Genomic DNA, 23,598 nt, shown 5'->3' with positions numbered 1-23,598 from the left:
GCTTAGTGGCTGGCGGCCGAAGCAGCAGCCATGGGCGCGGGCGCCGAAGCGGCCGGAGCCGAAGCTGCCATCCAAGGCACCGGCGTCACAGGCGCGCCGGGTACGAACATCTTCTGGAAGCCGTCAACAATGACTTGTTCGCCGACCTTCAGACCCTCCAACACCACCCATTGATTGCCGGCGGCCTGGCCGATCTTGACCTGGCGCGGCAGCGGCTTGTTGTCGGGGCCAACGACCAGCACCGAGTCACCCTGATTGCCGCGCTTGACCGCTTGCTGGGGCAGCAGAATGCCGGCCGGCAACTCGGCCTGCACCAGGCGCACCCGCACATATTGGCCAGGCAAGAGCTGAGCCTCGGCATTGGCCACTTCGGCGCGCAGCGTCACTTGACCTGAAGTGGGGTCCACACTCAAATCGGTGAAGAGCAGACGACCGGGCTGCTTGAGCTCGCTGCCGTCATCCAACACGATGCGCACTTCCGCCGCGGGCTGGCCCGTCTTTGAGCCGAGCTTGCGCAACTGCCCAGCATTGAGTGCCCGGCGCATTTGCTGCACCTCGTTGGCGCTCTGAGTGAAGTTGACGAACACGCTGGAGGTTTGCTGAATCAGCGCCAGCTGTGTCGCTTCCGCTGCACTGACCAGCGCGCCCTCGGTCACCAACGCACGGCCGATGCGGCCGGAGATCGGTGCCGTCACATGGGCGTAGTCCAGATTCAGCTTGGCTGTGGTGATGGCGGCTTTGGCAGCGGCCACATCGGCCTCGGCGGACTTGGCGGACGCGACCGAAATCAAGTATTCCTGCTGCGAAATGGCCCGGCCTTCATACAAAGGCTTGTTGCGTTCCGCTTGCGCGGCCGCCTGGCTCAGATTGGCTTGCGCCTTGGCCAAGTTGGCCTGCGCGCTGTCCAGCGCGGCTTGGTAGGGCGCCGGGTCGATCTGGAACAAGGCCTGACCGGCTTTGACTTCCGCACCTTCGGTGAACAAGCGCTTGAGCACCACGCCATTGACGCGTGCCCTGACCTGCGCGGTGCGCAAGGCTTCGACCCGACCGGGCAATTCAGTTTGCAAGGCCACGGCCTGCTGCTGGGCGCTGATCACGCCGACTTGCGGAGGAGGCGGCGCGCCGCCGCCGGCAGGCTTGTCGGTGCCGCCGCCACAGGCACTCAATGCGGCAGCCACGGCGATGACCAAGGGAATCAAATAGAGAACCCGCGCGCCGGTACTCAGCGCGCGTGGGGTCAAAGATGCGTTTTTTGTCGGCATGGTGATGGGAGGCAAATGTGTGGAGGCAACTGAACAAGAATGGCTCGCATTCTATACATACATTCGCGCATGTATGTAAATGAGGGTAAAATTTCCCCACGATGGCCAGAAAAACCAAACTCGAAGCACAGGAAACGCGCAACAGCTTGCTCGACGCAGCGGAACTGCTGTTCCAGCAACGCGGCGTTTCACGCTGCTCGCTGCAGGACATTGCCTTGGCGGCGGGTGTGACGCGAGGCGCGATCTACTGGCATTTCCAGGACAAAGCCGAGCTCTTCAACGCGATGATGGAGCGCGCCACCATGCCGCTCGAGGAGGGCATGCACCCTCCCAGCGCGGCCGCCGCCCACCTGACGCTGACGGAATTGCGCTGGGGTTTGGTCAACGTTTTCTACTCGGCCATGCACAACGAACGCACACGCCGGGTGTTCGAAATCGCGATGCAAAAGGTCGAGTACACCGGCGAGATGCAGGCCTTACAGGAACGCAAACTGGCCTCGCACCGCGAGTGGCGCGAGCAAAATCGCGCCGCTTTCAATCACGCCGTGGGCTTGGGCCAATTGCCCAGTAGCCTCGATACGCGCATCGCGGCCGTGTCCTTGGTCGCCCTGGTGGACGGGTTGCTGCACCAATGGATGATGGACCCCAGCTCCTTCGATTTGCTGGAAGTCGGGCAAGCTGCTGTGGAAGGCTTCTTGACCAGCTTGGCCTCCAAGGACGTCAATTTGCTGCCACCGATGAGCGAGGAAGAGCGCGCTCGGCTCGGGCAAGTCGGAATTTGCAGGCGCAGCAGCCAGCTTGATACGCAGTAGCTGTACGTCCGATTCATCAGCAAAGCATGAACAAAGCCCGCCACTTGCTGGGCTTAAGCCCTTGATTTTTGATGGCAATGAGCGGGTTTGTCCTAAGTCAGGGACAATCGCGGGTTGCTCTCCAAAGAATTGCCGCCGTGTCCGCACACCCAACCCTCACCGCACCGAAACCAGTCAAGGCCCTGACGGCTTATCGCCCGTTCTGGGCTAAGCGTTTTGGTCACGCCCCTTTTCTGCCCATGAGCCGGGCCGAGATGGATCAGCTCGGCTGGGATTCCTGCGACATCATCATCGTCACCGGCGACGCCTATGTGGACCACCCGAGCTTCGGCATGGCGGTGATTGGCCGCACGCTCGAAGCCCAGGGCTTCCGCGTCGGCATCATTGCGCAACCCGATTGGCAGAGCGCCGAGCCGTTCAAGGCCTTGGGCAAACCGAATCTGTTTTTCGGCATCGCCGCCGGCAATATGGATTCGATGATCAACCGCTACACGGCCGACCGCAAGATCCGCAGCGACGATGTCTACACGCCCGGCGGCCAGGGCGGCAGCCGGCCCGACCGCGCCACCCTCGTTTACACCCAGCGCTGCAAAGAGGCCTGGAACGAGGTGCCTATCGTGATCGGCGGCATCGAGGCCTCGCTGCGCCGCATCGCGCATTACGACTATTGGCAAGACAAGGTGCGCCGCTCGGTGCTGGTCGACTCCAAGGCCGATCTCTTGGTCTACGGCAATGCCGAGCGAGCCATTGTGGAGATCGCCCACCGCCTGGCCGCGCGCCAACCGGTCGAGAGCATCACCGATGTGCGCGGCACCTCCTTCATGCGCCGCACCGACGATCCGACCTCGCACGAATGGTTCGAGCTGGACTCGTCCTCCGTTGATCTGCCGGGCCGCATCGACGCACATATCAGCCCCTATCAGACGATTGAAGAAACCGCGACCGACAAGGCCGCCGCCTGCGTGACCGGCCAGGTCAAGGCGCCCGACGATGATGGCAGCAAGCCGATCAAGATCGTCCGCATGGCCAGCGCCGCTGTAGCTGCGGCACCCTTGTCAGGCAAGATTCAAATGCCCGCGCGCGAGCGCACCGTCGTGCGCCTGCCGTCCTATGAGCAAGTCAAGAGCGACCCGGTCTTGTATGCCCACGCCAACCGCGTGCTGCACCTGGAGACCAACCCGGGCAATGCACGTGCGCTGGTGCAAAAGCACGGTGACCGTGACGTATGGATCAATCCACCGCCAATCCCGCTGAGCACGGCCGAGATGGACCATGTGTTCGATCTGAACTATGCCCGCTCACCGCACCCGCGCTATGCCGACGAAAACGGCAGCCATGACCATGCGACCAAGATCCCCGCCTGGGAGATGATCCGCTTCAGCGTCAACATCATGCGCGGCTGCTTCGGCGGCTGCACCTTCTGCTCGATCACCGAACACGAAGGCCGCATCATTCAGAGCCGCAGCGAGGACTCGGTGATCCGCGAAATCGAGGAGATGCGCGATAAGGTCAAGGGCTTCACCGGCGTCGTCTCCGACCTCGGCGGGCCGACCGCCAATATGTACCGCATCGGCTGCAAATCGCCCGAGATCGAGGCCGCTTGCCGCAAGCCATCCTGCGTCTACCCGGGCATCTGCTCCAACCTCAACACCAATCACGATCCGCTGATCAAGATGTACCGCCGTGCGCGGGCCTTGAAGGGTGTGAAGAAGATTCTGATCAGCTCAGGGCTCCGATATGACCTGGCGGTCAAGTCGCCTGAGTATGTGAAGGAACTCGTAACGCACCATGTCGGCGGCTACCTGAAGATCGCACCCGAGCACACCGAGGGCGGGCCGCTGTCCAAGATGATGAAGCCCGGCATCGGTGCTTACGACAAGTTCAAGCAGATGTTCGAGCAGGCCAGCGAAGAAGCCGGCAAGAAGCAATACCTGATCCCCTACTTCATCGCTGCCCACCCGGGAACGTCCGACGAGGACATGATGAACTTGGCGGTCTGGTTGAAGAAGAACGGCTTCCGTGCCGACCAGGTGCAGACCTTCTACCCCAGCCCCATGGCCACCGCCACGGCGATGTATCACACCAGCAAGAACCCGCTGAAGAAGATCACCCGCAGCGCCGAGACCAGCGAGACCGTCGACATCGTGCGCGGCGATCGCCGCCGACGCCTGCACAAGGCCTTTTTGCGCTACCACGATGCGAACAACTGGCCGCTCTTGCGCGAAGCTTTGCAGACCATGGGCCGGGCCGATCTGATCGGTAACGGCAAATACCATTTGATCCCGACCTATCAGCCGGTCACCGACGGCAGCTATGAAAGTGCGCGGCGGAAGAACTCGACACCGACCGGAGCGGCGAAGCCAGCGTTCAACGCCAAGCCGCGCGCGGGCCAGATCCTGACCCAGCACACCGGCCTGCCACCGAGAGATAACGGATCACGGCCGGCTCCGCGCCGATCGACATCCGCTACGACCGTAAGCACTGGCGTACGTCGCCCGCAGACGAAGAAGTAAGACTCAGGGCTTGGCGCGCAAGGCAGTCAGCAAGCGCGCCAGCCGCAGGCCCAAGCTGGTAAAGCCCAGCAGCTTGCTGAAGAAGCCAGGGCGCCGCAAGCCCGCCGCCATCACCGCCGCGCCGGCCAAACCGCCGGCTGCGCCAAACCAGCCCACCGGCTTGAGCAGGGCTTGGGCCTCGGCGCGCATTTCGGCGCGCAACTCGATATTGCGCAGGCGCAGCGCCAACTGGCGCTGCCTCAATTCGACCAATTCGCGTGTAAACATTCAGGGCTCCAAGGCATTGCGGTCACGACCCAGCTCGGCCACTGTGCCGGCAAAGGCACCGCCGGGTTGACTCAACTGGCGACCGGCCCGCCGCCAGCAAACCCAGGCCAGCGCCAAGTACAGCAGACCCAAGACCAGCGCCGTCAGCCAGCGCCACGTCTCCGGCGTCATCAGCAACAAGCACAGGCTCAACATGCCCAGCGCGGCCGCCGCCAAGAGCAAGGCGAGCAGCGACTGAATCAGAGCACTGAACAGCCTGAGCTTTTCAGCCTCGAACTCCAGCGAAATTTGCTCGACACGGATCTGCACCAACTCCAGGCCATGCACAAACAGACGCCGTAAGGACGCCAACAGTCCCGCCGCAGGCGCGGGCTCTTGTTCGCCTCGCTCCTGGCTATCCGGCTCGCTCTTCATATCTTTTTCTCCAAAAAAACATCTTGCCAAGCTATTCAATCGATCAATGCTGCTGCAAATCGTCTATAACCGCAAACAATGCCGCTACGGGCGTTGCTTCATAGGCAATTGCGCGCATAGCGGCAGGGTGCAAAATGAAATACCCTTACGCCATTGTCAATCCATAGGCTGGAGCACAGGCCCACATGCGCGAGACAGACAGTCCGGCCAAGTCCGATCACAAGGACGACGACGATCTATTGGAATTTTTGGATGGCCCAGAAATGGGCGATGCCGGCGATCACGCTTCGAGTCAGCCATGGCGCGTCTTGATCGTTGACGACGATGGGGACGTTCACAAGGCGACCGAGTTGGCCATGCAAGGCCTGCTGGTTGAGGGCCTTCCGCTGACTTTTTTGCATGCCAACTCGGCAGCCGAGGCCAGACAAGTCTTGACCAGCGAGACCGACCTCGCGGTCGTCCTGCTCGATGTCGTGATGGAGTCCGAAGACGCCGGCCTGCAGCTGGTGCGCTATATCCGTGACGACCTGCGGCTCGGCGCCGTGCGCATCATCTTGCGCACCGGTCAGCCCGGCTATGCGCCCGAGATCGAAACGGTGCAGGCCTATGACATCAATGACTACAAGACCAAATCCGAGCTGACGCGCACACGGCTGTACACAGTGTTGACGGCCGCGATTCGCTCCTACCGCCAGATTTGCTCGCTCGATTCGAACCGACGCGGTCTGGAAATGATCGTCGAGGCCAGCACCGAGCTGAGCCGCCTGCGCGGGCTGCACCGCTTTGCCGAGGGCGTTGTTACTCAACTCTGCGCGATGTTGGGCATCTTGCCGGAAGGCATGGTCTGCGTGCAGATGGAAAACGCGGCCGAGGCCGATGTGCGCATCGTCGCGGCCGCCGGGCAATACAGCGGACTGATCAACTGCTCATTGGCCTCGGTGCAAATCAAGTCGGTGCGGGAGCGCCTGCAGCGTTGCCTGAACCAACGCGAGAACATCTACGACGAGGGCACTTGCCTCTACTTCAGCCTCTCCAACGGGCGGCCGATGGCGGCCCTGGTCGATGTGGGCCGCAGGCTCAGCGATCTCGATCAGCAGTTGCTGCGTGCGTTTTGCTCCAATATCTCGGTGGGTTTCGAGAACGTAGTGCTGTACGGCAAGTTGCTGGATCAAGCCTATAACGATCAGCTGCTGCAACTACCCAACCGCAACCGCTTTGTCGAGTTGCTGGACAAGAACCTGAAAGACCCGGCCGGCGTCACGTTGGCCTTGATCGATCTGGATGATTTCTCCGACATCAATGACGCCTTCGGTCACCATTTCGGCGATCAAGTCTTGAAGGCTGTTGTGGCCCGACTGGGCAGCAAGCTGGGCCTGAGCACCGCGATGGCGCGGATTGGCTCGGACACCTTCGGCCTGCTGGGTGAAAACGCCGTGGTCTGTGGCGAGACAATTCAAGACGTGTTCCTGGAACCCTTCTCGGTCGCCGGAGAGCGCCTGCAGCTATCGGCCACGACAGGCTTGGTACGCTTGACCGAGTCCGCTGCCGTTGGTTCGGAGTTGCTCTTGGACGCCCAGATTGCGCTCAAGCAAGCCAAACAACAGCACCGCGGATCGTCCGAATACTTCTCGCCCGCCATGGGCACCGATGCGCGCGAGCGCTTCAAACTGCTGAAAGGCCTGCGCGCGGGCTTCGAAGAGAACCGTTTGTTTGTCGTCTATCAGCCGCAGGTTGATCTGCTCAGCGGCAAACCGATAGGCGCCGAAGCCTTGTTACGCTGGCGCACCGAAGACGGCAAATTTGTGCCGCCCGATCAGTTCATCCCGCTGGCCGAAAAGTCGGGGCTGATCATCAGCATCGGCGAGTTCGTGCTGCGTACGGCCTGCCACCAGCTCAAACACATGATCGAGCTCGGCTATGCCGACTTCCGCATGTGCGTGAACGTCTCCTTGGCGCAGTTCCGCCATCCTGACTTCATGACCGTGGTGAACGATGCCATGCGCGATATCGGCGTGGCCGGCCGCAATTTGGAGCTCGAGATTACCGAATCGATGGCCATGGAAGACACCGAGTTGGTGATGCATATCCTGGCCAATATCAAAAAGCTCGGCATCACCGTGGCGATCGATGACTTTGGCACCGGCTTCTCATCGCTAAGCCATCTGCGCCAACTGGATGTGGATCGACTCAAGATCGACCGGGCCTTTGTGCGCGAGGCGCAGACCTCCACAGCAGGTTCCACCATTGCGCAAATGGTCATCAACCTGGGGCGCGGGCTTGGCCTGACCGTGATCGCCGAGGGCATCGAGACCGAAGAACAGCGCTCGCTGCTGCTCGATCTGGGCTGCCATGAAGGTCAGGGTTACTTGTTCGCCCGGCCCATGCCGGCCGACCAGTTGGAAAACTGGATGAGCCAAACAAAAGCCGGCGCCGAATAAATCGCCGCCGGCTTTACCCGAGTTGAACTGCCGATTGATTAACGTCGGCTGATCAACATACCCAGCAGCAAGCCCACACCGGCCGCCATGCCCATGGCCTGCCATGGCTTTTCATGCACATAGAGGTCGGTGGCACGGCCGGCCGCGCGCGCCTTGTCGACGGCGGCATCCTGCAGATCCGCCAGATTATGTTTGGCGCGATCCAAGCTGGCCTGCACCTTGGCGCGCAACTCGGACGCGCCTTCGCTGGCCGAACCTGCAGTGGCACGCAGCAGGCTCTCGGCTTCCGACACGACGGAATGCAAATCGCTCATCAAGCGGTCTTTATGGGCTTGGTTGATTTCAGACATGGCAATGCTCTCCTTGGCTACAAAAATCTCACCCCGTAACTTAACACCTCTTTTAGACGGATGGGTGACGGGCGACTGATTTGGATCAATATGCCGCCGCCCTAGAGTAGCTTGTCGAGATGGGAATGTCAGTCCAGCAAGCCTTCCGCCGGCACATATTCATAGCCCAGGTCGCGCGCCACCGCCTCATAAGTCAGCTGACCCAAGGCCACATTGAGGCCCGCGCAGAGGTAGGGGCTGTCATTCAAGGCGCGCCGCCAGCCCTTGTCGGCCAAGGCCACGGCATGGGCAATGGTGGCGTTATTGAGTGCAAACGTCGAGGTGCGTGCAACAGCGCCGGGCATATTGGCGACGCAGTAATGGACAACTCCGTCCACCACAAAGGTCGGATCTGCGTGCGTGGTCGCGTGCGATGTCTCGAAGCAGCCGCCCTGGTCGATCGCAACGTCGACCACCACGGCGCCCTTCTTCATGCGCGAAATCATCTCGCGCGTCACCAGCTTGGGCGCCGCCGCGCCAGGAATCAACACACCGCCTATGACCAAGTCGGCCGACAGCACCGACTCCTCTAGGCTTTGCACGTTCGAATAAGCAGTACTGATGCGGTTACCGAAGACCAGATCGAGCTGCCGCAGGCGATCAACGTTGCGGTCCAGCACGGTGACGCGCGCGCCCATGCCGACGGCCATCTGCAGCGCATGGGTGCCGACCACGCCGGCGCCAATGATCACCACATGCGCCGGGGCCACGCCGGGCACGCCGCCCAACAGCACGCCCATGCCGCCCTTGCTCTTCTCCAGATGGGCGGCACCGGCTTGAATCGACATGCGCCCCGCCACCTCGCTCATCGGTGCCAGCAGTGGCAGACCACCGCCGGGACCGGTGACGGTCTCATAGGCGATGCAAACGGCGCCGGACTTGATCAGTGCGGCGGTCTGCGCCGGGTCGGGCGCCAGGTGTAGATAGGTGTAGAGAATCTGACCTTCACGCAGCATCGCGCATTCCTGCGGCTGCGGCTCCTTGACCTTGACGATCATGTCGGCCTGCGCGAACACCGTCGCCGCATCGGGCGCCATACTGGCGCCGGCCGCCACGTAATGCTCGTCCAGCAGGCCAATCGCTGCGCCAGCGCCGGTCTGCACCAGCACCTGATGGCCGCGCGAGGTCAGCTCGCGCACACTGGCCGGTGTCAGGCCAACGCGGTATTCGTGATTCTTGATTTCCTTGGGGCATCCGACTTTCATGCTTGTCTCCAGGGCCTTGGCGGCTTGTTGTGGTGTGCTGTTGTACGCCCAAGGGCCGCCGCTAAGCAAGCTTGATTTGCTTAGCTTCAGATTCATTAGAGCCGCTTATGCAAGCAAGCCAAAGCAGCCAAGCTAAGTCACAATCACCACGCACCTTTGTGCTGCCATCAAACCATGCCAAGGAACGTCCATGTCCCTCTGCAAGATCCTCGTCGCCCAGGGCGGCGGCCCAACTGCTGTCATCAATCAATCCTTGGTCGGCGTGGTGCTCGAGGCGCGCCGGCAACACCAGGTCGGCCTGGTCTACGGCGCCCGCCACGGCGTGCGCGGCATCATCAATGAAGATTTCGTCGACCTGACGCAAGAAACCAGCCACAACCTGGAACTGGTCGCGCAGACGCCTTCATCGGCCCTGGGCTCCACGCGGGACAAACCCGACGCCGCCTACTGCCACAAGATGTTCAAAGTGCTACAGGCGCACGGCATCACGCACTTTTTCAACATCGGCGGCAATGATTCGTCCGACACCGTGCGCATCATCAGCGAGGAAGCGGCCAGGGCCAGCTACCCGCTGCGCTGCATTCACATCCCCAAAACGATTGACAACGACCTCGTCGGCAACGACCACACACCCGGCTTCCCATCGGCCGCGCGCTTTGTGGCGCAGGCTTTCGCGGGAGCAAACCTCGATAACGCGGCCCTGCCCGGCGTCTATGTCGGCGTCGTGATGGGGCGGCACGCCGGCTTCCTCACGGCCGCCTCGGCCTTGGGCAAGAAGTTCCCCGACGACGGCCCGCACCTGATTTATTTGCCCGAGCGCGTGTTCGATCTGCAGCAATTCCTGGCCGACGTGAAGGCGACCTACGAGCGTTTTGGGCGCTGCGTGATCGCCGTCTCCGAGGGCATCCATGACGCCTCGGGTGAGCCCATCGCCGCACAGCTGGCCAAAGACCTGGAGCGTGACGCGCACGGCAATGTGCAGCTGTCCGGCAATAGCGCGCTGGCCGATCTGCTGTGCGAAGAGATCAAAGAAAAGCTCGGCATCAAACGGGTGCGCGGCGACACCTTCGGCTATCTGCAGCGCAGCTTTATTGGCTGCGTGTCGGATGTGGACCAACGCGAGGCGCGCGAGGTCGGCGAGAAGGCGGTGCAGTTCGCCTTCAATGCCGGCCGTGACGGTTCGGTCGCCATCAAGCGCAGCGGCTATTACTCGGTCGATTACGAGTTACTTCCACTCACTGCCGTGGCCGGCAAGACCCGCGTGATGGAGGACGAATTCATTGCGGCCAGCGGCACCGATGTGACCGATGCCTTCCGTCTCTATTTGCGCCCGCTTTTGGGCTCGGGCCTGCCTGACGCCTTCCGCCTGCGGCCCAACCCGGTGGCCAAGGTACTCAACCCAGAATGAATATGCCAAGCACCCCACCCTCGCGCCCTGTTGACAGGCCCTTGCCAACCAGCAGCCGCCTCATACTCGGCTGCATGGGCATGGGCAGCGACTGGAATGGCGGCGCCGTCACCGAAAGCCATATCGCGCAGGCCCATGCTGCGCTGGAAGCCGCACTTGAGATCGGCATCACGCTGTTCGACCATGCAGACATCTACAAGCGCGGCACCGCCGAGCAATGCTTTGGTGAATTGCTGCGCCGCCAGGCTTCGCTGCGCGACAGCATCCTCTTGCAAAGCAAATGCGGTATTCGTTTCGCCGATGACAGCGGGCCGGCCCGCTATGACCTGTCCGGCGCCTATATCGTGTCCGCCGCGGAGGCCAGCTTGCGGCGCCTCGGCGTCGAGCATCTGGACATCCTGCTGCTGCACCGCCCCGACCCCTTGATGGAGCCGCACGAGATTGCCGAAGCCTTCAGCCGCTTGCGCAGCGCCGGCAAGGTGCGGTTTTTTGGCGTCTCGAATATGCAGGCCGGTCAAATGCGCTGGTTGCAGCAGGCCTTGGATGCGCCGCTGGTGGCCAATCAACTGGAAATGAGTCTGGCCAAGTTGGACTGGCTGGATCACGACAGCAGCTTCAACGATGCGCAAAACGCCACGGCCTTGCCCTGGGCCGACACGCTGCAGTATTGCCAGCAGCAAGGCATTCAGCTGCAAGCTTGGAGCCCTTTGGCGCAAGGCGCGTTCAGCGGCGCCAAGTCAGACAGCGCCAGCCCGGCTCAGCAGGCCACTGCCAAACTGGTGCTGAGCATGGCCGAGCAATATGCGGTAAGCGCGGAAAGCATCGTGCTGGCCTGGCTGCTGCGGCACCCGGCGGGTATACAGGCCGTCATCGGCAGCACCAATCCCGATCGAATCCGCGCTTGCGCCGCCGCCACAACAATTCAGATGAGCCGCGAAGACTGGTACCGGCTCTATCTCAGCGCTCGCGGCCAGGCCTTGCCTTGAGCCCGTCGCTGATCACCGTTAGCAAAAAAAGCCAGGAAACATCATGGGACAGACCATCCACTTCACGCGACCGGACGGCGCCAACAGCGCCGCCTACTTGGCCGAAGCCGACAGCAGCGAAGGGCTCAAGCGCCCAGGCCTGATCCTGATTCAAGAATGGTGGGGCTTGAACCCGCAGATCTGCGGCGTGGCCGATCGCTTTGCGGCGGCTGGCTTCACCACCCTGGCGCCCGACCTCTACCGTGGCCGCCTGGCCAGCAATGCTGATGAAGCCACGCATCTGAAAAGCGGCCTGGACTTTGCCGACGCCACCCACCAGGACTTGGCCGGTGCTTTGGCCTTCTTGGCCCCTCATTGCACCAAGATCGGCGTGACCGGCTTTTGCATGGGTGGCGCGCTGACCATCGCCGCCGCCGTGCACCTGCCGAGCTTAAGTGCGGCCAGTTGCTTTTACGGCATTCCGCCGGCCGAATTGGCCGATCCGGCGCTGATCAAAATTCCCTTCCAAGGTCACTTTGCCAATCTGGACGACTGGATCACACCGGCCGCCGCTGATGCCTTGCAAGCCAAGCTGCCGGCCTCAGCCGAAATACAGCGTTATGCCGCCGAACACGGCTTCTTCAACGAGCAGCGCCCCGAGGTCTATGACGCGGCCAGCGCCGAGCTGGCCTGGACCCGCACGCTCGCTTTCTTCAACCAGCATCTGCTGGCCTGATCTATCAGGCCGCAGCGCGTTTCGCCAGCAAGGCCCGGCCGACTCTCGACACCGGTGGCCGACCGAGCACGCCGGAGATAAATGCGCCGGCGTCGACCAGTTTGTCGATGTCGATGCCGGTCTCGATGTCAAGGCCATTGAGCATGAAGACCACATCTTCGGTCGCCACATTGCCGGTCGCGCCCTTGGCATAAGGGCAGCCGCCCAGACCTGCCACGCTGGCGTCGAAGGTGTGGATGCCCAGCTCCAGGCAGGCATAGATATTCGCCAGCGCCTGGCCATAGGTGTCGTGAAAGTGCCCGCTGACCTCGACCAGCGGGTAATGCTTCAAGGCACGCTCCATCGCCGCCTGAATCCTTCTGGGCGTGCCCACGCCTATGGTGTCCGCCACGCCCAGATGATCAACGCCAATGCCCTTCATCAGCAGCACCACTCGCTCGACTTGGTCGGCGCTGATGTCACCCTCATAAGGGCAACCGACCGCGCAAGACAGCGCGCCGCGCACCTTGATGCCCGCGGCTTGGGCGGCTGCGACCACCGGAGCGAAGCGTTCAATACTCTCGGCGATCGAGCAATTGATGTTCTTCTGGCTGAAGGCTTCGGACGCGGCAGCAAAAACCACAATCTCGTCCGGGCGGGTAGGCAATGCCGCCTCCAGCCCCTTCAGATTCGGCGTCAGCACCGAGTAGCGCACGCCAGGCTGGCGCGTGATCGCCGCCATCACCGCTGCGTTATCGGCCATCTGCGGCACCCATTTCGGGCTGACAAAGCTGGTGACCTCAATCTCGCGCAGGCCGGCCAGATAAAGCATCTCGACCAAAGCCGCCTTGTGCTCGGTGGTGACCAGCTCTTTTTCGTTTTGCAGGCCGTCGCGGGGGCCGACGTCGACCAGGGTGACACGTGAAGGCAGCGTACTCATGCTGAGGCTTCCAAGCGGAGAATTTCGGCGCCGTCACCAATCTGATCACCGACAGCGAACAGCAGCTCGGCCACCACACCGTCGCGGGGCGCGCTGATGGTGTGCTCCATCTTCATCGCCTCCATCACCGCCAGCGGCTGACCCTTGGCTACCGCATCGCCGACCTGAGCGAGGAAGCCAACCAGCTTGCCCGGCATCGGCGCGGTCAGGCGGCCACCCTCGGCCGGGCCGCTGCCGGCGCGGGCGATCACGTCGATCTCGACCACCAGGGCCGAGCCGGTCGGCGCGAACACCGCCACGGTTTCGCCTTCGGCATAGGTTTTGACGGTGATGCGCTGCTGGGCCAGGCCGGAGCCCAGCAGCAGTTCATGCGCTTCCAGGCTAGCCGAGTTGGCGGCAAAAGCGATCGCCTCGCCGGCCACCGTCAACTGCATGCCGCCCTGGTGATGGCGCGACAGCAAGACCTCGTGGTGAACGCCGGCAATCTCCAGATCGAAGCGACGCGCCGAGGCGCCGTACATGCGCCAGCCGTCACGTCGGCTCCAGGGGTCGCTGGTCTGCAGCGTGGCCTCGGCCGCCAGCGTATGGGCGACGACTGCCGCCGCGCTAGTGCTCAAGGGCAGGCCGGGCTGTTCGAACAAGGCCGCGCGCTCACGCTCGATCAGCGCGGTGTCGAGGTCGGCGCTCGCAAAGGATGCGGTCGCGGCGCAGCGGCGCAAAAAGGCCACATTGGTCTGCAGGCCGACGATATGGGTGTCGCGCAAGGCGGCGTCCAGGCGCGCCAAGGCCTGCGCCCGGTCCTCGCCCCAGACGATCAGCTTGGCGACCATGGAGTCGTAAAACGGGCTGATCGCGTCGCCTTCATCCACACCGGCATCGATGCGCACAAATATGCCTGCCCCCGGCCCAGGAGTACCTGAGCCGCCCCCCGAGGGGGCTGAGCCGCGCTGGAACTTCACATGTTCAGGCCAGCGCGCCACATGCAGCGATCCGGTGGCGGGCAAGAAGCCGGCATCGGGGTTTTCGGCGCAGATGCGCGCCTCGATGGCGTGGCCGGTCATCGTCAATTGCTCTTGCTTCAGCGGCAGCGGCTCGCCCGCGGCGACGCGCAATTGCCACTCGACCAAGTCCTGCCCCGTGATCGCTTCCGTCACCGGATGCTCGACCTGCAGGCGGGTGTTCATTTCCATGAAGTAGAAGCGCCCGTCTTGCTCACAGATGAACTCGACCGTACCGGCGCCGCTATAGCCCACCGCCTTGGCCGCTGCCACCGCGGCGCCGCCCATTTGGGCGCGGCGCTCGGCCGTCATACCCGGCGCAGGCGCTTCTTCCAGCACCTTCTGGTGGCGCCGCTGCACCGAGCAATCGCGCTCGAACAGGTAGACGCAGTCGCCGAAATTGTCGCCAAATACCTGGATCTCGATATGGCGCGGGCGTTGCACATAACGCTCGATCAAGACTGCATCATCGCCAAAGCTGTTGATCGCCTCGCGTTTGCAGGAGGCCAGGGCGGCGTCGAACTCGTCTAACTGGTAGACCGCGCGCATGCCCTTGCCGCCGCCGCCGGCGCTGGCCTTGATCAGGACGGGGAAGCCAATGCGCTCGGCCTCGGCGCGCAGCAGCGCCGGGTCTTGGTCGGCGCCGTGGTAGCCGGGCACCAGCGGCACGCCGGCGGTTTCCATCAGCCGCTTGGATTCGGCCTTCAGGCCCATGGCCTGGATGGCGGCCGGAGAAGGGCCGATGAAGGCGATGCCGTTGGCGGCGCAGGCCTGGGCAAAGGCTTCGTTTTCGCTCAGAAAGCCGTAGCCGGGGTGGACGGCTTCGGCGCCGGTGGCTTTGGCCGCATCAATGATGCGTTGCCATTGCAAGTAGGAGTCGCGGGGGGCGGGGCCGCCGATCAGGATGGCTTCGTCGCAGGCCTGGACATGCTTGGCTTTGGCGTCGGCGTCGGAGTAGACGGCGACGGTTTTGATGCCCATGCGGCGGGCGGTGGCCGCGACGCGGCAGGCGATTTCGCCTCGGTTGGCGATCAGGATTTTCTTGAACATGTTGTTTGTCTCCAGTCTCGTGAACTTTGAACTCTTACTTTTACTTCCAGGGTCTCTGGGAGGGCCGCAATATCTTCATTCATGCCCCGGAATGCGCCGGGGCTTCGCTGCCACATCACCATCTCTTTAAGACCGCGCCGGGATTTCGCCCCGGCGGGCGACCTTCTTTCTTGGGCGTCCAAGAAAGAAGGCAAAGAAACCGCCCCTGCCGCATGGCCCTTCGGGTCCGCTGTGGTGCTCAAGTTTGCCGGGCCGCGCCCAACTCACTGCGCTACGCTCCGTTCAGACAGGGGGCGCGAAACCTGTTCTTGAAGTCGCTTCGCGACGCCCTGCAAACTCTCCGCTCCTCGCCCATGCAGAAGGGGAACCCCGAGATACCAACACACCTCGCTTCGCATCGGCTGATCCAGCGCTCGTGCCCGTCGTTGGAGTTCGCATTCGCTCACTACAACCTACCCAGCTAACAAAAACCTACAAAACTGCGCGGTGAATTTAGACAGGCAACTCGGCAAATTCAGTTTCTCCGCCCGCTCCTGCCATCCATAAAAACAGAAACAATTGCAAAGGGTAAAAACACCGGCCAAACCATCGCGATACCGACGCCCGAAGCAAAACGTGAAACACACGAATCTGCGAAAACGCGGTGACCAACAAGAGGGCAGTCACCTCGAACAAGCCCGGCCACCGAATAAATCAGGCCAATAAATATAAAAAAGAGTCCGCCCCATTGGTAAATTGACTGGAACAGTTGCATTTACTGCCTAACCTTCTGACCGAGATATCGCGAAACAACTATTGCCCTGTCTCACGAGCGGCACGGCTCTAGCGAGCCGATGCGCAGCGAGGCGTGTCGGTATTTGGGGGTTCCCCTTCTGCATGGGCGAGGAGCGGAAGGTTTGCCGGGCGTCGCGGAGCGACTTCAAAGACTGAATTCGCGCCCCATGTTTGAACGCAGCGTAGCGAAGTGAGTTGGGCGCGGCCCGGTAAACCTGAGCACCGCAGCGAACCCGAAGGGCCATGCGGCAGGGGCGGTTTCTTTGCCTTCTTTCTTGGCCGCCCAAGAAAGAAGGTCGCCTGCCGGGGCGAACTCCCGGCATCGGTCTCAGCAGAACAGCAACGCCCATGACTCGTGCAAGCTCAATGCGAGTGGCAACTCACCTTGCCGCAACCATCCTCAGCCGCAGCCTGCGGCACCAACTCCTCCTCGGTAGCGCACCGCATCCCCAGCCGATCCAGCAACGCCCTATCCTTCTCCGCCTGCGGATTGCTCGTCGTCAGCAACTTGTCCCCATAGAACATCGAGTTAGCCCCCGCCAAGAAGCACAGCGCCTGCATGCTTTCAGGCATCTCCTCACGCCCGGCCGACAGCCGCACCATCGCGCGTGGCATCGTGATCCGCGCCACCGCGATCGAGCGGATGAACTCAAAGGGATCGAGCGCCTCGGCGTCGGCCAAAGGCGTGCCTTCGACCTTGACCAAGTTATTGATCGGCACCGACTCCGGATACGGATTCAGATTGGCCAATTGCACAATCAAACCAGCCCGCTGACCGCGCGTCTCGCCCAGCCCAACGATGCCGCCCGAGCAAACCTTTAAGCCCACATTGCGCACCCGGTCCAGCGTATCCAGCCGGTCCTGATAAGTACGCGTGGTGATGATCTGGCCGTAGAACTCGGGCGAGGTGTCGAGGTTGTGGTTGTAGTAGTCGAGGCCTGCCTCGGCCAGTTGCTCGGCTTGGCCGTCACCCAACATACCGGCGGTCAAGCAGGTTTCCAGGCCCATCGCCTTGACCTCTTTGACCATCTCGCCAATCGCTTCAAGATGCCTATCTTTCGGGGTGCGCCAAGCGGCACCCATGCAAAAACGGGTGGCGCCATTGGCCTTGGCCGCACGCGCCGCTTCCAGCACTTCTTGCAGCGGGATCAGCTTTTCGGCCTTCAGGCCGGTGTCGAAATGCGCCGACTGTGGGCAGTAAGCGCAGTCTTCCTCGCAGCCGCCGGTCTTGATCGACAGCAGCGTAGAGAGTTGCACCGCATTGGCGTCGAAGTTCTCGCGGTGCACCTGCTGGGCGCGGAACATCAGGTCATTGAAAGGCAGGTCATACAGCGCCACGACCTCTTTGACCGTCCAGGTCTTGTTGCTGCGGCGCTCGGCGTCGGTGGTCGGGGTCAGCGACTGGATTTGATTGACGGTTTGGGAGTGGGTCATAGCTAACGATTCCGAAAAAGACTTATTGCAAAGACAATGTTGCGACTTGCGTCAGCAAGAGCGCGTGATTCGAAAAATGGGCGGCAACGGCCGCCGGGGAAGGGTTTTCCAAGCGAGGCACATGACCCCAGCAAGGCGCATCCAGCGATGCGCCCAGCGCGGCCAGATTGTCGGTCAGATGCGGCATGTCGGCGTCCACCACGTTGCCCACCCAGCCGACCAGCTTCAAGCCCCGGGCGCGAATCGCTTCGGCCGTCAGCAAGGCATGGTTGATGCAACCCAGACGCAGGCCCACGACCAGCACGACGGGCAGGCCCAGATCCACCGCCATATCGGCCGTATCCCAGCCAGCACACAGCGGCACACGGAAGCCGCCGACGCCTTCGACCAGCGCCATTTGGCCCAAGTCGGCGCTGGCACGAATCGCGGCCAGCAAGGGAGCCCGGTCAATGCTGCGACCTTCAAGCGTGGCAGCAATATGCGGCGCGCAGGCCGCGCGGAATTGCAGCGGGCCGACCTGCTCCGCCGTCATGCCTATGCTTTGGGCAGCGTGCAAGCGCTGCACATCTTCATTCACCCATTGCTCGTCCAGCCATTCTTGGCCGGCAGCCAAGGGCTTGATCGGCGCCACGCGCAGGCCTAGCTGCGTGAACGCATGGGTCAAACCAGCGGTGATGCAGGTCTTGCCGACCTCGGTGTCGGTGCCGGTGATGAAAAAGCCCTTCATGGCGTGCCGACATCCATATCTGCGGCGGCCGCGGCCAAGGCTTGCAAAAGCTGCGCCACATCGGCCTCGGTATGCGTGGCGCACAAGGTGATGCGCAGTCGCGCCTCGCCGGCCGGCACGGTCGGCGGGCGTATGCCCGGCACGCGCAGGCCCTCGCTCTCCAGCCTGGCGGCCAGCGCCATCACCTCGGCATTGCCGCCAATGATCAAGGGCTGGACGGGGGTGTCGGACGGCGCCAGGCGCCAGCCCAAGGCCGGGTGCTGCGCCAACATCGCCGCTATGCCGACGCGCAGCTGCGCTTGAAGGCGGCGCAGATTGGCGCGGCGCTCGGCGCCCAGCTCGCTGTCGATCAGCCCCAAGCTGGTCAGCAAGGCATGCTCGACGGCCGGCGGCGAGGCGGTCGAAAAAATGTAGTTGCGGGCGGCCTGCAGCAGGTAATCGGTGATGGTGGCGTGGGCCACCACAAAGGCGCCGGCCAGCCCGGCCGCCTTGCCCAGCGTGCCGACCAGAATCAGGCGTTCGCTGCGCAGTTTGAAATGCTCCAGCGAGCCGCGGCCCCGCTCGCCCAGCACGCCAAAGCCATGCGCATCGTCAACAATCAGCCAGGCGTCGAACTCGTCGGCCAGCGCCAGCAGCTCGGGCAGCGGCGCCAAGTCGCCGTCCATGCTGAAAACCGCATCGGTGACGATCAGCTTGACCTTGGCCTGACTGGCCGCCAGCAGCCCGCGCAGCTGCGCCACATCGGCATGCTGATAACGCGTCACTTGCGCGCGCGCGAGGCGGCTGCCGTCGATCAGCGAGGCATGGTTCCAGGCTTCCGAGAAGATCTCGGTCTGCTCGTCGCCCAAAGCGGTGACGACGGCCAGATTGGCCATATAGCCGGTGCAAAAACCCAGCGCCTTGGCCTCGGGGATGTGCGGCGCCATCCAAACGGCCAGGGTCTCGGCGACTTGCTCATGGGCATGGCTGTGGCCGCTGATCAAGGGCGAGGCGCCGGAGCCGCCGCCGTAAAGCATCGCGCCTTCTATCAAGGCGGCGGTGATTTGCGGCTCGGCCGCCAGGCCCAAATAGTCGTTCGAGCAGAACATCAACAGCTCACGCGTGCGGCCGTCAGCGCCGCGCACCTGCTGACGCGGCGCGGTCGGGCTTTCGGCTTGCCGCAAAAAGCGGGTCAGGCTTTGCGCCTCGATGGTGGCCAGCTTGGCCTTCAGGTGCTCAAGCAACATGGGCATCGTCCTCTGTGCTGACGGCCTTGTTGGCCGGCCGCGCCAAGACTTCGTCCAGCGTCAGGCGAACGGCTTGCGCCAAGAAGGCGGCAGCGGCGGCGTCGATCACATAGGGCGGCATCAGATAGACCGTGTTGCCAATCGGCCGAATCAACAGCTGGTGGGAACGCGCCGCCAGATGAAAGCGCTCGGCGAAGCGCAGGCCGGCGTCTTGCACATCAAAAGCCAGCACCATGCCGAGCTGGCGCAAATGGGCGACGCGCGGATGCGCGGCCAGCGGCGCGAAGGCCTCGGCCAACAAGCGCGCTTGCAGCGCATTGGCTTCGAGCTGGCCCGCATCGAAGCGATCCAGGACCGCATTCGCTGCCGCACAAGCCAGCGCATTGCCGGTGTAGGAATGCGAATGCAAAAAGCCGCGCGTCACGTCCTCACTCCAAAAGGCTTGGAAAACCGCCTCGGTTGTCAACACCAAGGACAGCGGCAAGGTGCCGCCGGTGATCCCCTTGGACAACAAAATATAGTCAGGCCAGTCGGCTTTGCATTGCGGCTGCGTCTGCTCAAACGCGAAGAAGGTGCCGGTGCGCCCACAACCCATTGCGATTTCGTCGACGATCAGGTGCACCTCGAACTCGGTACAAAGCTTGCGCAAGGCTCGCAGGTAGTCGGCCGAATACATCACCATGCCGGCAGCGCCCTGCACCAGCGGCTCGACGATGACGGCGGCAATCGTGGCGCTGCGCTCGGCCAGCAAGTCGCGCATCGCAGTCAGCGCGGCGGCTTCGTTAGCGAGGCGGGAGTCGGGTGACATCACAATATGCGCGCGCATCAGCAGCGGGTCATAGGCGTCGCGGAATACCGCCACGTCGGTGACGGCCAGCGCACCTATGGTTTCACCGTGATAGCCGTTCTTAAGGCAGACGAACTCGCGCTTGTCACCGCGCCCCAGATTGCGCCAGCTGTGAAAGCTCTGCTTGAGCGCAATCTCGACCGCGCTGGCGCCGTCGCTGCCGAAGAAGACATGTCCTAAGGCTCCACCTGTGCGCGCACTCAGGCGCTCGGCCAGGCGCACTGCAGGTGCGTGCGTGCAGCCGGCCAGCATTACATGCGGCAAGGTATCGAGTTGCTGCTTGATGGCGTCATTGAGGCCAGCATCGGCGTGGCCAAACAGATTGACCCACCAGCTGCTGTTGGCGTCGAAATAGCGTGCGCCGTCAAAGTCATACAACCAAGGGCCGGCGCCGCGCGCAATCGCCAGCGGCGGCACCACGGCCGCACGCGCCATCTGTGTGCAGGGGTGCCAAACGGCGGCAAGACTGCGCTGCTGCCAGTCTTTCTGAGTAGAAATCGTCATCTGAAGAAGTGATCTGGACTTCAGGCCAGCCAGGAGGGCCGGCTCTTGTTCAAAAAGCTCTGCACGCCCTCGCGGCCCTCGGCGCTGGCGCGAATGTCTGCAATGCGACGGGCGGTGTCGTCGCGCAGCGCGGGCGTGAGGCTCGCGTGGGCGACGTCTTGCACCAAGCGCTTGCAGGCGCGCACCGCGTGCGGGCCGTTGGCGGCGATGGCAGCGGCGATCGCGCCGACCTTGTCATCCAGCGACTCGGGCGTGGCCAACTCATGCACCAGCCCCAGGCGATGAGCCTCGGCGGCGCTGAAGCGCTCGGCCGTCACGAAATAGCGCCGCGAAGCCTGCTCGCCCAGGGCGCGCACCACATAGGGCCCGATGGTGGCCGGCAGCAAGCCCAGCTTGGCCTCAGACAGGCAAAAACCAGCCGACTCCACCGCCACCACCACATCGCAAACCGCCACCAGGCCGACGCCGCCGGCATAGACATCACCCTGCACCCGCGCAATCACCGGCACCGGACAGCTGTAAATCGTCCACAGCATTTCGGCCAGCAGGGCGGCGTCGGCATGGTTTTGCTCCCAGCTGAAATGCGCCATCGCCTTCATCCAGTTGAGATCCGCGCCAGCGCAAAAGGCCTTGCCCTCGGCAGCCAAAACGATGGCGCGCACGCTGCTGTCTTGGCCCAACTCGGCAAAGGCGGCGGTCAACTCGGCCACCACCACTTCATTGAAGGCATTGCGCACATCGGGGCGGTGCAGGCTGACGGTAGCGGTATGCGGGCCAAAACCGCCGCGTTGCACCACCAAGGTTTGATACTTGCTCTTATTCATTGGGGTCTCCAGACCACTTTGTCGTCGACGGCGTAAAAACTGCACGGCTTGCCCTTGCGCTTTTGGCAAAAGCCCAGCGCGCGCGACAGCACGTCCTCGCCGCTGGCATAACCAAATTCACCCTCGGTATTAAGCGCAAAAGCACGCGGCTTCTTGGCCATCAGGAATTTCTTATAGCCCTCTTGCGCAGACCAGCCGCGCAGCGGCAAGGCTTCCACGTCATTGAGAGGCGCGAAGTCGGTGTCGGGCGGCGCTTTCATCAGGCCGGTCTGGGTGAAGCCTTGCCGGGCCAAAAACTCATCGACCAAGGGCTGCCACACATCATTGGCCGCCGCGAACAGGCGATGACCATCGTCCCCGATGGCGGGCAAGAGCCGGTAGTCCACCAGGCCGCCACCATGACGGTAGGCCTCGGCCCAGTCGCGGCTATGGTGCGGGGCGAAATACATATCGTTCTCGGTATAGATCCAAAGCGTTGGTGTGGGCAAGTCGGCGCGGGCATTGAACTCGCCATAGCGCTGAAACAGGCGCTTGAGTTGCTCAGCCTGGCAAGGCTCGCCCCGGCGCAGGGTCGGGCTGCCGCCATGCCCGCCGGCAAAGTTGATCGCCGCCACCAAGCCCGGCGGACGCTCCGCTGCTGCGGCGACCGTGGCGATGCCGCCGACCGACTGCCCGACCAGCACCAGACGGCTGGCGTCCACATCTGCTTGTGCGGCCATGGCGCGCGCGACCGCGATGATTTGCTGGGCAGCAGCGTTCAAGGCCGGCGCGTAGATGGGCTTGCTGCAACTCTGGCTGCTTTCCGGGTCGCCGAGCTGGGCCAACTCGCCGTAACCCAGACGCAGCGGTGAGGCCACGGCGAAGCCCTTGCGGACGAAAAAGCGCGCGGCCGATTCAAAACGCTGGCGCCCATATTCGCTGCGCTTGTCGCTGTTGCGGCCATGGCTGATGATGAGCAGCGGAAAGGGGCCGGGGCCGTTTGGTTTGAAAGTAGTGACCAGCAGATCGCCGGCAATATCGCGCCCGTACGCGTCCTGCACGCTGACAGGCACGCGCAGCACCGCCTCACGAATATCCTTGTTCAAGGTGGCGGGGTCGATCAAAGCCTGGGCCCGCGCGCCGCTAGGCAGACCGCTAAACAGGCCGCACAACAGGCCCGCCAGCAAGGCGATGCAAACTTTTGTGGTGCGCACAGCAGCCATCGTCAATGCTTCCAAACCTTGAGGCCGCGCAGCGTTTCCATCGCGTCGTAATCGCGATCCGCGTGCAGCAGGGCGCAATCGTTGCTGATGCAAAAACTGGCTTGCAAGACATCGACCGGGCTGTTGACGGTCACACCACCGGCGCGCAACGCACGGTAATGCTCGACGGCATGCAGCGCGTTCTCCTCACCACCCATTTCGATCACATCGAGCGCGCCCAAGGCCCGCTTGGCGGCCAGGTAATCGCGCTCGTCTCGAAAGCCGCGCAAGACCTCGAACAAGACCAGATCGGCCAGCGCCAAGGGCGCACCGGCATCTTCCAGCAACTCGCTCAGGCGGCGCACGCCGACGGTATCGCGGCCGTTGAAGAAATCTATCCAGACCGAGGAATCGACCAGAATCATGGCATACCCGGCTTCGCGCTCAAGGCTTCATTCAGCCGCACCGGATGGCCTGTTGCGGGCTCATTCAAGATCAACTCGGCAGCCCGAGGCGCATCTTCCCAACGCAGCTTGCCGCGCAGGGCCAGGATTTCACGGTAGGCCGCCTGCCGCGCCAGCAGGCGCAGGCCGGCCTCGACGGCATCCTTCTTGGTCTTGAACGCGCCCGACTTCATCGCCTGGTCCATCAAATCATCATTGATTTCGATATTGGTGCGCATGATGTGTACGGAGTTACCTAAAT

22 protein-coding genes are annotated in these 23,598 nt (G+C 62.9%); 6 read left to right on the top strand and 16 right to left on the bottom strand.

Annotated elements, in window-relative coordinates; genetic code table 11:
- Positions 1–2: 2 nt before the first annotated feature.
- Positions 3–1,262 (bottom strand): efflux RND transporter periplasmic adaptor subunit, encoded by a 1,260-nt coding sequence (locus PRZ03_RS09765; RefSeq protein WP_273600143.1) that lies wholly within the window; start codon positions 1,260–1,262, stop codon positions 3–5.
- A 101-nt stretch (positions 1,263–1,363) separates the two neighbouring features.
- Between PRZ03_RS09765 and PRZ03_RS09760 the strand changes: the two genes are divergently transcribed.
- Both PRZ03_RS09760 and PRZ03_RS09755 read left to right on the top strand, forming a co-directional pair.
- Positions 1,364–2,074: a TetR family transcriptional regulator gene (locus PRZ03_RS09760; RefSeq protein ID WP_273600142.1), complete on the top strand. Its 711-nt coding sequence runs from the start codon at positions 1,364–1,366 to the stop codon at positions 2,072–2,074.
- A gap of 137 nt (positions 2,075–2,211) precedes the next feature.
- Positions 2,212–4,587, top strand: coding sequence for a YgiQ family radical SAM protein (locus PRZ03_RS09755; protein WP_273600141.1), 2,376 nt, complete (start codon positions 2,212–2,214; stop codon positions 4,585–4,587).
- Positions 4,588–4,590: 3 nt separating this feature from the next.
- Here PRZ03_RS09755 and PRZ03_RS09750 read toward each other — a convergent pair whose 3' ends face one another.
- A complete protein-coding gene (locus PRZ03_RS09750) occupies positions 4,591–4,854 on the bottom strand; it encodes a hypothetical protein (protein WP_273600140.1) in 264 nt (87 codons plus the stop codon).
- Positions 4,855–5,268, bottom strand: coding sequence for a phage holin family protein (locus PRZ03_RS09745; RefSeq protein WP_273600139.1), 414 nt, complete (start codon positions 5,266–5,268; stop codon positions 4,855–4,857).
- Between the two features lie 185 nt (positions 5,269–5,453).
- Here PRZ03_RS09745 and PRZ03_RS09740 point away from each other — a divergent pair, with 185 nt between their 5' ends.
- A complete protein-coding gene (locus PRZ03_RS09740; protein ID WP_273600138.1) occupies positions 5,454–7,706 on the top strand; it encodes a GGDEF/EAL domain-containing response regulator in 2,253 nt (750 codons plus the stop codon).
- Between the two features lie 38 nt (positions 7,707–7,744).
- Here the strand turns inward: PRZ03_RS09740 and PRZ03_RS09735 are convergent, their stop codons facing one another.
- A complete protein-coding gene (locus tag PRZ03_RS09735; protein WP_273600137.1) occupies positions 7,745–8,056 on the bottom strand; it encodes a DUF883 family protein in 312 nt (103 codons plus the stop codon).
- A 128-nt stretch (positions 8,057–8,184) separates the two neighbouring features.
- On the bottom strand, positions 8,185–9,300 hold the full coding sequence (gene ald, locus PRZ03_RS09730; protein WP_273600136.1) for an alanine dehydrogenase: 1,116 nt from the start codon (positions 9,298–9,300) through the stop codon (positions 8,185–8,187).
- Positions 9,301–9,490: 190 nt separating this feature from the next.
- Between ald and PRZ03_RS09725 the strand changes: the two genes are divergently transcribed.
- Genes PRZ03_RS09725 through PRZ03_RS09715 form a run of 3 tightly spaced genes read left to right on the top strand, consistent with a single transcriptional unit; the run spans position 9,491 to position 12,409 of the window.
- Complete coding sequence (locus tag PRZ03_RS09725; protein WP_273600135.1) at positions 9,491–10,708, top strand: 6-phosphofructokinase; 1,218 nt, start codon at positions 9,491–9,493, stop codon at positions 10,706–10,708.
- A gap of 41 nt (positions 10,709–10,749) precedes the next feature.
- Positions 10,750–11,694, top strand: coding sequence for an aldo/keto reductase (locus tag PRZ03_RS09720; protein ID WP_273600134.1), 945 nt, complete (start codon positions 10,750–10,752; stop codon positions 11,692–11,694).
- Positions 11,695–11,737: 43 nt separating this feature from the next.
- Positions 11,738–12,409 carry a dienelactone hydrolase family protein gene (locus PRZ03_RS09715; RefSeq protein ID WP_273600133.1) on the top strand — a complete coding sequence of 224 codons (672 nt, stop codon included), beginning with the start codon at positions 11,738–11,740 and terminating at the stop codon, positions 12,407–12,409.
- Positions 12,410–12,413: 4 nt separating this feature from the next.
- Here the strand turns inward: PRZ03_RS09715 and PRZ03_RS09710 are convergent, their stop codons facing one another.
- The 11 genes from PRZ03_RS09710 to PRZ03_RS09660 form a co-directional block, all read right to left on the bottom strand.
- Positions 12,414–13,328 (bottom strand): hydroxymethylglutaryl-CoA lyase, encoded by a 915-nt coding sequence (locus PRZ03_RS09710; RefSeq protein WP_273600132.1) that lies wholly within the window; start codon positions 13,326–13,328, stop codon positions 12,414–12,416.
- Positions 13,325–15,376 carry an acetyl-CoA carboxylase biotin carboxylase subunit gene (locus PRZ03_RS09705; RefSeq protein WP_273600131.1) on the bottom strand — a complete coding sequence of 684 codons (2,052 nt, stop codon included), beginning with the start codon at positions 15,374–15,376 and terminating at the stop codon, positions 13,325–13,327. Before PRZ03_RS09705 ends, PRZ03_RS09710 begins: the two co-directional genes overlap by 4 nt.
- Before the next feature lie 514 nt (positions 15,377–15,890).
- Positions 15,891–16,130 (bottom strand): hypothetical protein, encoded by a 240-nt coding sequence (locus tag PRZ03_RS09700; protein ID WP_273600130.1) that lies wholly within the window; start codon positions 16,128–16,130, stop codon positions 15,891–15,893.
- A gap of 383 nt (positions 16,131–16,513) precedes the next feature.
- Positions 16,514–17,584, bottom strand: a complete 1,071-nt coding sequence (bioB, locus tag PRZ03_RS09695) for a biotin synthase BioB (RefSeq protein ID WP_273600129.1) — start codon at positions 17,582–17,584, stop codon at positions 16,514–16,516.
- Between the two features lie 22 nt (positions 17,585–17,606).
- Positions 17,607–18,311: a dethiobiotin synthase gene (bioD, locus tag PRZ03_RS09690; protein ID WP_273600128.1), complete on the bottom strand. Its 705-nt coding sequence runs from the start codon at positions 18,309–18,311 to the stop codon at positions 17,607–17,609.
- Positions 18,308–19,537 carry an aminotransferase class I/II-fold pyridoxal phosphate-dependent enzyme gene (locus PRZ03_RS09685; protein WP_273600127.1) on the bottom strand — a complete coding sequence of 410 codons (1,230 nt, stop codon included), beginning with the start codon at positions 19,535–19,537 and terminating at the stop codon, positions 18,308–18,310. Before PRZ03_RS09685 ends, bioD begins: the two co-directional genes overlap by 4 nt.
- Entirely contained in the window at positions 19,527–20,888 is a 1,362-nt protein-coding gene (bioA, locus tag PRZ03_RS09680) for an adenosylmethionine--8-amino-7-oxononanoate transaminase (protein WP_273600126.1), read from the bottom strand. The genes PRZ03_RS09685 and bioA overlap by 11 nt, the downstream gene beginning before the upstream one ends.
- Before the next feature lie 20 nt (positions 20,889–20,908).
- Positions 20,909–21,712 carry an enoyl-CoA hydratase/isomerase family protein gene (locus tag PRZ03_RS09675; RefSeq protein ID WP_273600125.1) on the bottom strand — a complete coding sequence of 268 codons (804 nt, stop codon included), beginning with the start codon at positions 21,710–21,712 and terminating at the stop codon, positions 20,909–20,911.
- A complete protein-coding gene (locus PRZ03_RS09670) occupies positions 21,709–22,905 on the bottom strand; it encodes an alpha/beta hydrolase family protein (RefSeq protein WP_273600124.1) in 1,197 nt (398 codons plus the stop codon). Before PRZ03_RS09670 ends, PRZ03_RS09675 begins: the two co-directional genes overlap by 4 nt.
- Before the next feature lie 11 nt (positions 22,906–22,916).
- Positions 22,917–23,318, bottom strand: a complete 402-nt coding sequence (gene vapC / locus PRZ03_RS09665; RefSeq protein ID WP_273600123.1) for a type II toxin-antitoxin system VapC family toxin — start codon at positions 23,316–23,318, stop codon at positions 22,917–22,919.
- The gene (locus PRZ03_RS09660) at positions 23,315–23,575 is read right to left on the bottom strand and encodes a type II toxin-antitoxin system VapB family antitoxin (RefSeq protein WP_273600122.1); all 261 of its coding nucleotides are present in this window, start codon (positions 23,573–23,575) and stop codon (positions 23,315–23,317) included. The genes vapC and PRZ03_RS09660 overlap by 4 nt, the downstream gene beginning before the upstream one ends.
- Positions 23,576–23,598 lie beyond the last annotated feature (23 nt).

Origin of the sequence: Roseateles albus (genome assembly GCF_028595345.1) — a bacterium.
GTDB lineage: Bacteria > Pseudomonadota > Gammaproteobacteria > Burkholderiales > Burkholderiaceae_C > Paucibacter_A > Paucibacter_A albus.
Note: the sequence above shows the minus strand (reverse complement) of the source record. Positions and strands in the feature narration are given on the sequence as shown.